General features: G+C 67.9%; 6 protein-coding genes. 3 read left to right on the top strand and 3 right to left on the bottom strand.

The window, feature by feature from the left end:
- Positions 1–118 precede the first annotated feature (118 nt).
- From ACTOWK_RS05905 to ACTOWK_RS05895, 3 genes are all read right to left on the bottom strand, one after another.
- Positions 119–604 (bottom strand): pyridoxamine 5'-phosphate oxidase family protein, encoded by a 486-nt coding sequence (locus ACTOWK_RS05905; RefSeq protein WP_441329254.1) that lies wholly within the window; start codon positions 602–604, stop codon positions 119–121.
- A 401-nt stretch (positions 605–1005) separates the two neighbouring features.
- Complete coding sequence (locus ACTOWK_RS05900; RefSeq protein WP_441329253.1) at positions 1006–2358, bottom strand: MATE family efflux transporter; 1353 nt, start codon at positions 2356–2358, stop codon at positions 1006–1008.
- A 120-nt stretch (positions 2359–2478) separates the two neighbouring features.
- Positions 2479–3762, bottom strand: a complete 1284-nt coding sequence (locus ACTOWK_RS05895; RefSeq protein ID WP_441329252.1) for an MFS transporter — start codon at positions 3760–3762, stop codon at positions 2479–2481.
- Positions 3763–4111: 349 nt separating this feature from the next.
- On the opposite strand from ACTOWK_RS05895, the gene ACTOWK_RS05890 reads away from it, so the two are divergent.
- The 3 genes from ACTOWK_RS05890 (at position 4112) to ACTOWK_RS05880 (ending at position 11716) form a co-directional block, all read left to right on the top strand.
- Positions 4112–5365, top strand: a complete 1254-nt coding sequence (locus ACTOWK_RS05890) for a M48 family metalloprotease (protein ID WP_441329251.1) — start codon at positions 4112–4114, stop codon at positions 5363–5365.
- The gene (locus ACTOWK_RS05885) at positions 5362–10923 is read left to right on the top strand and encodes a DUF4011 domain-containing protein (protein WP_441329250.1); all 5562 of its coding nucleotides are present in this window, start codon (positions 5362–5364) and stop codon (positions 10921–10923) included. The genes ACTOWK_RS05890 and ACTOWK_RS05885 overlap by 4 nt, the downstream gene beginning before the upstream one ends.
- A gap of 109 nt (positions 10924–11032) precedes the next feature.
- Positions 11033–11716, top strand: a complete 684-nt coding sequence (locus tag ACTOWK_RS05880) for a DsbA family oxidoreductase (protein ID WP_441329249.1) — start codon at positions 11033–11035, stop codon at positions 11714–11716.
- Positions 11717–12109 lie beyond the last annotated feature (393 nt).

Here is a 12109-nt window from a genome sequence, read left to right as displayed (position 1 = left end):
GACGGCGATAGGGCAACAGGCGTGCGCGGCAAGGTGGAGCCGGCCTGGCGATGGGCGCAGGCCGGCTATGCGTCGCTATAGGTCGGGCCGCAGGTCGAAGTCTGCGGCCCGCGTGGGTTCAGCGCAGGTTGACCTCGGCCACCTTGCCTTTGTAGTCCTTCTTCGGGTCGACGCCGAGCAACAACTTCACTCCGGCGAGCAAGTTGTTTTCGTTGAGCCAGATCTCGGCGCGTTTCGCATCCAGGCGCAGCAGGGTCAGCTTGGGATCGTCCTTGCCGCCTTCGAACCATGCGGCCACGAACGGATTCCACAGGCGTTCGATGACGGCGCGGTCGCGGTCGACGCTCAGGCTGCCGGAGATGCTCGCGAACAGGTCGTGGCCCTTGGCCGCGAACGCGGCGATGGCGCGATGATTCGAAGTGAGTTGCTGGGCCAGGGCGTTGTCGGTGGAGGTGAAGAACCACAGCGGGCTGCGGTCGTCCTCGAACTGTGCGCTCATCGGCCGGGTGTGGCTGTCGTCGACGCCGTCCAGCCCGAGCATCACGGTGCGGTCGGATTTCAGCGCCTTCCAGAATTTCGCGACGAGTTCCTGATCGGTGTGCATGGTCGTCCTCCGAGGATGAGGGAAAGCTCCGGGTCGTGCGATCGAAGCACGGCTCCGATGAAGTGCAGCTCCAACTGAGCACGGCTCCAGCGAAGTGCAGCTCCAACAGAGTGCGGCTCCAATGAAGCGCCGCTCCAACAAAGTGCGGCTCCAATGAAGCGCCGCTCCAACAAAGTGCGGCTCCAATGAAGCGCCGCTCCAACAAAGTGCGATTCCAAGCTAGGACCGACCATGTAAGCCGATGGTGAAACGCAGGTGAGCGTGCGCTTTCGCTGCCGATGCGGGCCTGCAGCGTTCACGTTTTCACCGGCTGTCCACGCCGCGTGCACGCGATGATCCCGCGTAGCGATGCTTGAACGAGGATTCGCGAACGGCGATGCGACGGGCGATACGGAGATGGCTCAGCCGGCGAGCGCACCCTGCGGCAGGCGCAGACGGAATTCGCGTTGCAGCAGGAACAGGCTGATCGCGGCCTGCAGGGCGAGAGTGACCACCGACAACCACCACAACTGATGCAACTCGAAGCCGGGTTGCACGGACAGCCATACCGCGGGAATGGCGAAAGTCGCCAGGCGGCTGGCGCTGCTGAGCAAGGCCGGCAAGGTGTTGCCGAGAGCCTGGAACAGGCCCGAGCAACTGAAGATCAGGCCCGAGGCGATGAAGTTCCAGGAAATCACCCCGAGAAACTCGGTGGCGATGCCGGCCACGGCGTCGTCGCGAGTGAATACGCGCACCAGCAGTTCCGGCTGCCATTGGCACAGTAGGGTCAGGGCGATCATTACCGTCGCGCTCATGACCGCGGCGACGCGGAAGGTCGCGCGCACGCGCTCGGGATGGCGTGCGCCGACGTTCTGGCCGGCCACCGGCGCGGTCGCGAACGAAATCGCCATCGCCGGCAGGAAAATCGCCTGCATCACTCGCGAGCCGATGCCGAAGCCGGCCTGCGCTTGCGCGCCGAAATCGCGGATGACCCAGTAGATCACCCCCATGTAGACGAAGATCAGCACGAACTCGCCGCCCGCCGGCAGGCCGATGGCGAGGATGCGCTTCCATACCGGCAGGCGCAGGCGCCATTGGCGTGCATCGAAACCGACGTATTTCTCGAGGCGCAGGAAGTAACCGACCATCAGCAGCACGCCGACGCCGATCGAGATCGAGCTGGCCAGGCCGGCGCCGGCCACGCCCATCGGCTGCCCGCTCAGCCAACCGGCGATCAGCACCGGCGCGAGCACCACGTTGAGCACCACGGTGATGATCTGTATGACCATGGCCGGCTTGGCGATGCCGGTGCCGCGCAGTGCCGCGCCCATGACGGTCGGCAGGAACTGCAGTGCCATGCCGGGCAGGAACCAGTACAGATACTCGGTGCCGGCCGCGATGGTCGCGGCATCGGCGCCGAGCAGACGCAGGTACAGGCCGCCGAACGCGTAGCCGCCGGCCAGGACGACGACGCTGCACAGCGTTGCGATCAACAGGCTCTGGTTGAACACCAGATTGGCGTCCTCGCGGTCCTTGCGGCCGCAGGCCAGGGCGATCAGCGCCATCGTGCCGACGCCGAGGATCTGGGTCAGCGCCATCACCACGAACTGGACGTTGCCGGCCGCGCCGACGCCGGCGATCGCGGCATCGCCGAGGCGGGCGACGAAGTACAGGTCGACCAGCACGTACATCATCTGGAACAGCATGCCGGCCGCGATCGGCGCGGCCATGCGCAGCACGTGCCGGGGGATCGATCCCTGGGTGAGATCCTGCATCGTGGTTCTGCGGGGAGTTGGAAGGCCGACGTTAGCGCGCGCCGGCGACGCCTGCAGCACGTAAAAACCGCGTCGTCTCGGCCAGCGCCCGGCGAAACGACCGAAACCGCAAAGTAGGCGTTACCAGCTGTCTTCGAGCATGCGCGGTTTGCACGCCAGGTACGCGCCGACGATCAGCACCAACAGGCAGGCGCCGAGCATCGCGAACGGCCACAACCAGCCATGGCTGAGGTCGTGCAACCAACCGAACAGCAAGGGACCGAGGCAGCTGAGGGTGTAGCCGAGCCCCTGCATGAAGCCCGACAGCGCGGCCGAGCCGGCCGGCGTGCGCGTGCGCAGGTTGATCAGGGTCAGCGACAACGGGAAGGTGCTTGGGCCCAGGCCGATCAGCGCGACCCACACGAAGGTCAGCTGCATCGGCGCCAGCAGCAGGCCGGCGAAGCCGCCCAGATAGGCCAGCACGCAGGCGATCACGATCGGGAACGGATTGGCGACGCGCACCGCGAGCGCGGGCATGCACAGCGCGCTGATCATGCCGAGGGTCGAGAACAGCGCGACCATGCTGCCGCCGAGCGCGGGGCTGCCGCCGGCTTCGATCAACAGCTTCGGCAGCCAGGTGAACATCGAATAGGTGACCAACGAGGTCATGCCGAACATCAGCGCCATGCCCCAGGCGACCGGCGAACGCCAGACCCGGCCGGGCGCGGCGGTGGCCGCGGGTGCGCTCAGTTCGGGCGCTTCGTCGCCGAGGCAGACCGCATCGTCGTGAGCCCGCGCCAGCGCACGCGCCTGCGCCGAGCGGCCGCGCGCTTCCATCCACAGCACCGTGATCCACGGCAGCGCCGCGGCCACCGCGACCAGCGACCACGAGCCCAGCGAGGTGCGCCAGCCGGCGGCCTGGGCCAGCGGCACCGCCGCGAGCGCCGGCAGGATCGTGCCGAGTTGCAGTACGGTGATGTAGGCGGTGCTGACCGTGCCGACACGATCGGCGAAATAGCGTTTGACCAGCGGCGGCAACACCACGTTGCCGATGCCCATGCCGGCCAGTGCCAGCGCCGAGGCCATCAGCAATTGCCCGGTACCGCCGACGAAAGCGCGTGCGAGCAGGCCGAGCGCGGCCATCGCCATCGCCAGCAGGGCCGCGCGTTCCAGGCCGATGCGGTGGGCCAGCGCCGGCGTCGCCACGCCGAACAAGGCGAACGCGGCGGTCGGCACCATGCCGAACACGCCGGTCATGGTCGAACCGAAGCCGAATTCGCGGCCGAGCGCATCGAGCAGCGGCGTCAGCGAGGTGACTGCGGTGCGCAGGGTGAACGCCGACAGGACGATGCCGACCAGCACCCAGGCGCGTCCCTGCCACAGCGGGCGCGCGATCGGGGCGGGGACGGCGATGGTGGCGCTCATGGCAAGGTTCGTCGGGAAAGAGCGCGCCGGCGTGCGTTGCGCGCGGCCCGCTCGGAAGCTGGAATCGTCGGCGCCGTCGAGGACGACGCGCCCGCAGTCGCGGACAGGCGATGGTGAGCGGACAGTGTGGCCAGTCGATCCCGCCGGCGCCAGCACCGGCACGGCAACGGTCAGTTGCGGCAAAGTCGCGCGGGTTTCGCGGCCCCGTCACGCGCGCTGCGCTGCGGCGACATTCCTGCAGCGAGGCGCGGTATCGTGTCCGGGCCGCTGATAGCGGCGTATCCGGACCGCTGGCGGGCAGCGGCGCAGGCCGGGTCAGGCTCGGACGAATTCGAGGGAGCGCGGGATCGTGGTGGCAAGCAACGAGGTCCAGGACGGCATCGGCCAGGCCGACGACGGCAATACGCACACTGCGACGGCGCGGCCGGCATCGCCGGAGCTGGCGCCACTGCCGTATCACGCCGCCCTGGTCGCGCATCTCAAGCGTGCCGAAGCGGAGGTCTGGGCCTGGGCGTCGTCGCTCAGCGTGCAGGCCCAGCATGCCCAGGAACTGCGCGCCGAGCTGCTGCGCAAGACCTACCGCCTGACTGCGGAGTCGCACCCGCAGGCGCATGCGATCTGCGCGACGGTGCTGCAGCGTCTCGGCATCGAGGCGGCGACGACCTTGTACCAGGCCAGCGACGGCGCGATGGGCGCGAGCCTGTGGTATCTGCCCGGCGAAGCGCACGTGGTCCTGCAGGGGCCGGTGCTCGAACGCCTCGACGAGACCGAGCTCAGCGCCTTGCTCGGCCACGAATTGGCGCATTACAAGTTGTGGGCGCTCGACGGCGGCGACTACCACACCGCGCAACGCATCCTCGACCACTGCATGGCCGATCCGCAGGCCGCCGCGAGCCATGCCGAGAGCGCGCGTCTGTACAGCCTCTACACCGAGATCTACGCCGATCGCGGCGCGGCGATCGGCGCGCAATCGCCGACCCCGGCGATTGCGATCCTGGTCAAGGTGCATACCGGCCTGGGCAGCGTCGATCCGGCCGCGTATCTGCGCCAGGCCGAGGAACTGGAATCGACCGATGGGCGCCGTTCCGAAGGCCATTCGCACCCGGAAAGTTATCTGCGCGCGCAGGCGGTCGAACGTTGGTGGCGCGGCGCCGCCGACACCGATGCCTGGCTGCGCTTGCGTCTGCAGGGGCCGCTGTCGGCCGATCGTCTCGATCTGCTGGATCAGCTCGCACTGAGTACGCTGACCCGCCGCTTCATCGCTCGACTGCTGCGGATCGAAGCGCTGGGCGGCGAGCTGGCGCAACAGCAGGCGCGCGCCTATTTCCCCGATTGGAGCGCCGATGAAGCGGTCGCCGGCGACGACGAGCTGAGCGCCGAACGCATCGACGACAGCGTGCGCCGCTATTTGCACAGCGTGATGCTGGATTTCGCCCTGATCGACGAAGCGCAGCGCGAAGCCGCGGTGTTCGAGGCCGCGCGTCTGGCGCATACGCTGGGCAGCCGCAGCGAATTCATCACTGCGCTCAAGCGCGACGCCGGGTTCGGCAAGCGCGAGCTCGACAAACTCGTGCGCCGCCTCGACCAGGAGCTGCGCGCATGAACGAGCCCGAGATCGAGCCGGTGACCGAGCCCATCAACAAGCCGGCGACCGAGTCCATGCTCAGCCCGGGCATGCCGACCGAAGCCAGCAGCCTGCGCGCCGTGGTCGAAGCCCAGCGCGGCGCCGGGCTGGCTACCGACGATGTCCTGTTTCTGGCCTTGCCGCTGTTTCGCGCGGTCGCGCAGCTGCATGCGCACGGTCGCGTCGCCGCGCTCGGCGCCGACGACATCGTCCAGGTCGCCGGCCAGGGCCTGAGCCTGCGCACGCCCGACGGGCGCCTGCCGCGGCTCGAACTGGAGGCGATACGGCGCCTGCAACCGCCGCCGGGCTCGACCCTCAACATCGTCGGCGAACTGCGCGTCACCCAGGACGCCGAACACGGCGCCCGCGTGGAGAACCTGCATACCCAGCACGATGCGACGCGGCCGATCGGGCATCCGGTGTATCTGTCGGGCTATACCTCGTGGGAGTTCGCTCTCGGCCATCACGACGAAATCGGCGATATCTTCCAACTCGGGCAAGTGCTCGCCAGCCTGGCTTGCGGGCTCGACTTCGACGACGGCGACGACCTCGACCTGTTCGCCGCGCAACGGCAGAACCTGTTCCGGATCAATCCGCGTCTGAACCCGGTGCTCGCCGCAATCGTGGTCGAGATGACCGCCTTGAATCGTCACGAGCGCGCCACCGACCTGGCCTCGATCGTGCGCCGCCTGGAGACCTATCGCGACCAGCCGGTGAGCCTGGACGTCGAACGCGTGCTCTCCGGCGCCGATGGCGAGGTCCCGCGCCGCGTCGCGGTGCTGTCGCATCTGCGCGACCGTTTGTTCGATCTGTCGCGGCGCAATCGCCTGCTGCAGTTCCGCCCGACCCAGGCCAGCGTCAACCTGACCATCGCCAGCGTGCCGATCGTGCTGCAGCTCGGCAGCATCCGCCCCGAGCAGTTGTGCACCTGGAGCGGCGAGTTCGCCGATGAAGTGATCGCCGGCAAGGCAGTCAGCCTGCATCGTTGGCTGCGGTTCGAAGACCAGCCGTATCTGCCGGGCGCGCTCGACCGCATCGCCCAGGAAACCCGGCGCGACCGCGCCGAGTACGGTTTCAGCCATCTGCGCCTGGTAGTTGGGTTCCTGCGCTGGCACAACCTCAAGGAAGATCCCGAACAGCGCATGGTCTCGCCGCTGTTGTGGCTGCCGGTCGAGTTGGTGCGCAAGAAGGGCGTGCGCGACCAGTACCTGATCCAGTGCGAAGACGGCGAAGCCGAGTTCAATCCGGCGCTGCGTCATTACCTGCGCCAGCTCTACGACATCCGCCTGCCGGAGACCGTCGATTTGCAGAAGGTCTCGCTGGAGTCGATCCATGCCGACCTCGCCGCGCAGATCCGCGCCTCCGAGCCCGGGGTCGAACTGCGCCTGCAACGCAAGCCGGCGATCGAGTTGATTCGCCGCAAGGCGGTGCAACGCCTGCAGCAGTATCAGCGCCGCAGCGGCGGACGTGCGCGCAGCGACGGCCAGCGCCCGGATTTCAGTTACGAACGCGACGACTACCGGCCGCTGGGTTTGGCCTTGTTCCGCCAGCACGTCCAGCCGAGCCCCTTGCCGCTGCGCGGCGCGGTCGGTGCCGCGCCGACGCCGAGCCCGCTGCACATGAGCGCGAGCGCGGACGAGATCGAGCATACGACCTATACCCTGCAGGACGACAACGGTCATGCCTACGCCTGGGACTTCGACCTGACCCAAGTCACCCTGGCCAATTTCAACTACCGCAAGATGTCGCTGGTGCGCGATTACGCGCAACTGATCGAAGAAGGCGCCGCCAACCCGGCCTTCGACAAGGTGTTCTCGATCGAACCGCGCGAGGTCGACGTCGCTGCGCCGCCGCCGATCGCGCCGGCCGAGCAGTGGAACGTGATCGCCAGCGACGCCACCCAGACCGCCGCGGTGGCGTTGGCGCGCGGCGGCCGCAGTTTCATCATCCAGGGACCGCCGGGCACCGGCAAATCGCAAACCATCACCAATCTGATCGCCGACTACGCCGGCCGCGGCCAGCGCGTGCTGTTCGTGTGCGAAAAGCGCGCGGCGCTGGACGTGGTGTTCCATCGGCTCAAGCAGGCCGGCCTGGACGAGCTGTGCTGCCTGATCCACGATTCGCAGACCGACAAGAAGGCCTTCGTACAGAATCTGCGCGAAGGCTACGAGCGCTGGGTCGCCCAGCCGCATCAGCACGAACGCCTGATTCAATCGCGTGCTTCGACCTTGAATGAGCTGGCCGCGCAACTCGGTCAGATCGACGGCTTCGAGCGCGGCATGGCGCAGGCGCCGGAGCGCCTGGCCTGCAGTGTGCGCAGCTTGTTGTGGCGCTCGATCGAACTGCCGCCGCTCGATGCCGCGAACGCCGGCACGATCGACGCAGCGCAACGCGAACGCCTGCCCGATTACGCCGTGTGGGAGCGTCATCGCGAATCCGGCGAGCGTTTGCGCGCCTTGCTGCAGGAACGCTTCGGCCTCGACCGCCTCGCCGGCCATCCGTTCGCGCGGTTGTCGGCGCGTTTGCTCGCCGACGAACGCGCCTATGCCCAAGCCGTGGCCTGCCTCGACGAGTGCGAACTGCTGCTCGACCGTCTCGACACGGCGTTCGAGGACGAGAGCAGCCTGTTGCATCCTCAGCGCGTTCTGGCCGACGCGGTGCAGGCGGCGTCGATGTCCCGGCAATTGCGCGATGCGCGATTGGCGGCGCATCCGGACCTGCTCGATGCCGGTTCGAGCGCCAGCGCGCAACTGCGGCGCGAGCGCGACGAACTCGACGGCCTGGACCGGCGCCGCGCCGAAGCCGGGCAGGGCACCGTGCATTGGCGTGTGCCGTTCTCGGTGCAGGACACCGAAGCGGCCTTGGCGATCGCGCGCGGCGAGGAAAGCTCGCTGCTGCGTTGGCTCAAGCCGTCGTGGTGGCGCCTGCGCGGTGTGCTGTCGCGCAGCTACGACTTCGCCCAGCACGCGGTGCGCCCGAGCTATACCCAGGTGCTGCAGGCCAAGGCCGCCCATCATCAGGCGGATGCGGCCTATGTGCAGGCCGAAGAGCGGTTGCGCGCACGGCTGGGCACGCCGGCGGCGGCGTCCTGCCTCGCCACGCTCGATCAGTGGGCGGCTGCGTTGGCGTCTTCTCCGGTACTGCGCGAGTTGCTCGAACGCTTGCGCGCGGCGCCGGACCCGCTCGTCCATGCCGCTGGCGAAGCCGAATACGCCGATGCACTGCGGCGTTTGCAGGAGATCGTCGACGGCCGTCTCGACATGCCGAAGAGCGTGAGCCTCGGCGAACTGGCCGAATGGACCCGCGACCTGCGTGAGAGCCTCGACGACCTGCCGGATTTCCTGCCGTCGCTGCGTGCGATCCATCAGGCCGATCCGGCCTATGCGCACGTCATGCAGCAGGTCGATCTGCCGGCGCCGCAACTCGAAGCGCTGATCGCCGACGAGGCCCTGGCCCGCTTGTACCGCGAACAGCCCGAGCTCGCGCGCTTCGACGGCCGGGCTCTGGCCGAAGCCGCGCAGCGCGTCGCCCGTGCCGAGCGCCAGTTGCTCGAACGCAATGCCGCGGTGGTGCGGGCGACTCTGCACCGCAGCTTCCTCGAGCATGTGCGCCAGTCATCGCTGTCGGCCAGCCAGCTCGACAGCGACGGCAAGCTGTTCAAGAAGCGCTACGCCACCGGCCGGCGCGAACTCGAACACGAGTTCGGCAAGAGCATGCGCTACCGCTCGATCCGCGAACTCGCCGGCGGCGATACCGGGCTGGTCGTCAACGACCTCAAGCCGATCTGGCTGATGAGCCCGCTGTCGGTGTCCGACACCTTGCCGCTCGCCGCCGACCTGTTCGACGTGGTGATCTTCGACGAGGCCAGCCAGATCCCGACCGAGGAAGCGGTGCCGGCTCTGAGTCGCGCCCGCCAGGCGGTAGTGGTCGGCGATGAGATGCAGTTGCCGCCGACCAGCTTCTTCTCCGCCGCGGGCGACGAGGACGATATGCAGGTCGTCGCCGAAGAAGACGGCGAGCGTATCGCCATCAACCTCGATGCCGACAGCCTGCTCAACCAGGCCGCGCGCAATCTGCCGGCGACGTTATTGGCTTGGCATTACCGCAGCCGGCATGAGGCCCTGATCAGTTTCTCCAACGCCGCCTTCTATGACGGCCGCTTGATCACGATTCCCGACCGCCGGCTCGAGGCGCGGGTCGACGAGTCCTTGAGTGTGCGCGCCGCCGAGGCCCAGGCCGCGGTGACCGGCGTCGATGCCTTGCTGGCGAGACCGATCAGTCATCATCGGGTCGAGGACGGCGTCTACGCCAACCGCTGCAACCTGGCCGAAGCGCGCTACATCGCCGCGCTGGTGCGCGAGCTGCTGCGTCGCGAAACCGGCCTGAGCCTGGGCGTGGTCGCCTTCTCCGAGGCGCAGCAGGGCGAAATCGAATCGGCGCTCGAGGCCCTGGCGGCCGAAGACGCCGACTTCGCCATGCGCCTGGAACGCGAGTACCTGCGGGAGGACGACGACCAGTTCTGCGGTCTGTTCGTCAAGAATCTGGAGAACGTGCAAGGCGACGAACGCGACCTGATCCTGCTGAGCATCTGCTACGCGCCCGGTGCCGACGGCCGCATGCTGATGAACTTCGGCCCGATCAACCAGCGCGGCGGCGAGAAGCGTCTTAACGTCATCTTCAGCCGCGCCAAGCACCGCATGGCCGTGGTCAGCACGATCCGCGCCGATGCGATCACCAACACCCACAACGACGGCGCCGCCGCCTTGCGCGCTTTCCTTCAGTTCGCCGAGGCCAGCGCACGCGGCGAGTCGGAACGTTCGCAGAGCGTGCTTGGCGCCCTCAACCCCGGTGCCGAACGCGCCTTCGCCAGCGCGCCGAAGCGCGACGCGTTCCGCAGCGCCCTGATGCGCGCCCTGCGCGAGCGCGGCCATGTCGTCCACGAGCACGTCGGGCGCTCGCAGTTCCGCTGCGACCTGGGCATCGTCGACCCGGGCGGCGAAGGCTATGCGCTCGCGATCCTGCTCGATGCGCCCGATGTCGACGGCGAGGCGGTTGCGGTGGACGTGCGCGAACGCTACGTGTTCCGGCCCGGCATCCTGCGCGCGTTCGGGTGGCGGGTGATCGACCTGCCGTCGAGCGAGTGGCTGCGCAACCCGCAGGCGATGCTGGAGCGTATCGAAGTCAGCATGCGGGCCGATCACGATGCGGCCGGGGAAACGGCCGCTGCGCCCGACGATACCGCGAGCAAGGTCGAGACCGTTTCGGCGCCGATGGACGCGGCTGCACTGGATGCGGCTTCATCAACACCAACGGTTGCATCGACGCTGCGCGAGTTCTTGTTGCAACAAGGCACGTCGAACAAGTTTTGGCGCATCGGCCAGCACGACGGCGAGATGACCGTGGTGTTCGGCCGGGTCGGCACGCGCGGGCAGACCCTGATCAAACAGTTCGACACGCCCGAGCGTGCCGAGCGCGAAGTCATCAAGCTGGTCGAGGAAAAGCTGCGCAAGGGCTATATCGAGGCCGCGCCGGGCTGAGCCGATGGAACGCTCCGATCCGCTGGTGCGGCGCGGAGCCGGTTGAACCCCGCCGGTTCAGGCCGCATCGTGAGGGTTCATTCCAACCGCCTCGTGCGCAGCCCCTCCCATGACTCAGCCCGCCTCCAACCCGACGCCGCGCGTCAAGATCGACTTCGTTTCCGACGTGGTCTGCCCGTGGTGTGCGGTCGGCCTGAAATCGCTCGAACAGGCCATCGCCCGGATCGGCGACGAGGTCGAAGTCGAGCTGCATTTCCAGCCCTTCGAACTCAACCCGCAGATGGCGCCCGAAGGCGAGAGCATCGACGAGCACCTGGCGCACAAATACGGCCTCAGCCCTCAGCAACTCGCACAGAACCGCGATGCCCTGCGCCAGCGCGGCGCCGCGGTCGGCTTCGAATTCAACGCACGCGACCGCATCTACAACACCTTCGACGCCCACCGCCTGCTGCACTGGGCCGCCACCGAAGGTGCCGCCCAGGAGCACGCGCTCAAGAACGCCCTGCTCAAGGCCTATTTCACCGACAGCCAGGACGTGTCCGCCCACGACATCCTCGCCCGCGCCGCCGCCGAAGCCGGCCTCGACGAAGCGCGCGCCCGTGCCGTGCTGGCCTCCGAAGAATATGCCGACGACGTTCGCGAACAGGAACGCTTCTATCAAAGCCAAGGCATCCGCGCCGTGCCCTCGGTGATCATCAACGATCGCCATCTGATCCAGGGCGGACAACCGGTCGAACAGTTTGAAGCGGCGCTGCGGCAGATTGCGGGCCTGCCGGCATCCGGCCAGGCCTGATCGCTCCGGGCGAGCAGGACGCGCCGCGTCTTTGTTCGCTGTGCCCGAGCTACTGCGCCATCCCTTTCGCCGGGATGGCGCTTTCGTTTTTGGATGACGTTCTGCTCGCTGCGGGTTCTGCGCCGACTTAACACAGGCGATGGACGGGGCGCGCCGCATGGCCGGCCATTTCGACCTTCGTCATCAACGCAGGGCCGGCTCGCCTTGGCGCCCACGCATCCGGACCTTGTCTTGACTCCGCTCGATCCGTAGCATGCGCCTTGCGATCAACAGGGTCGCATCGCCTCTTTGCCAGCTACGGCTTCGCGCCTGCCAGCTTCTTTTTGAGCCGGCAGTGTCGGTACGCACGGCAGGCTGCGGCTGCTTCTACGCCACGCCCAGCGGTCCTATTGT

Source organism: Lysobacter sp. CA196 (genome assembly GCF_052078695.1).
GTDB lineage: Bacteria > Pseudomonadota > Gammaproteobacteria > Xanthomonadales > Xanthomonadaceae > Lysobacter.
Note: the sequence above shows the minus strand (reverse complement) of the source record. Positions and strands in the feature narration are given on the sequence as shown.

What these genes read in the sequence shown, in the direction of transcription:
- ACTOWK_RS05905 (WP_441329254.1), bottom strand. Translation starts at nt 604, where the DNA reads ATGCACACCGATCAGGAACTCGTCGCGAAATTCTGGAAGGCGCTGAAA.
- ACTOWK_RS05885 (WP_441329250.1), top strand. Translation starts at nt 5,362, where the DNA reads ATGAACGAGCCCGAGATCGAGCCGGTGACCGAGCCCATCAACAAGCCG.
- ACTOWK_RS05900 (WP_441329253.1), bottom strand. Translation starts at nt 2,358, where the DNA reads ATGCAGGATCTCACCCAGGGATCGATCCCCCGGCACGTGCTGCGCATG.
- ACTOWK_RS05880 (WP_441329249.1), top strand. Translation starts at nt 11,033, where the DNA reads ATGACTCAGCCCGCCTCCAACCCGACGCCGCGCGTCAAGATCGACTTC.
- ACTOWK_RS05895 (WP_441329252.1), bottom strand. Translation starts at nt 3,762, where the DNA reads ATGAGCGCCACCATCGCCGTCCCCGCCCCGATCGCGCGCCCGCTGTGG.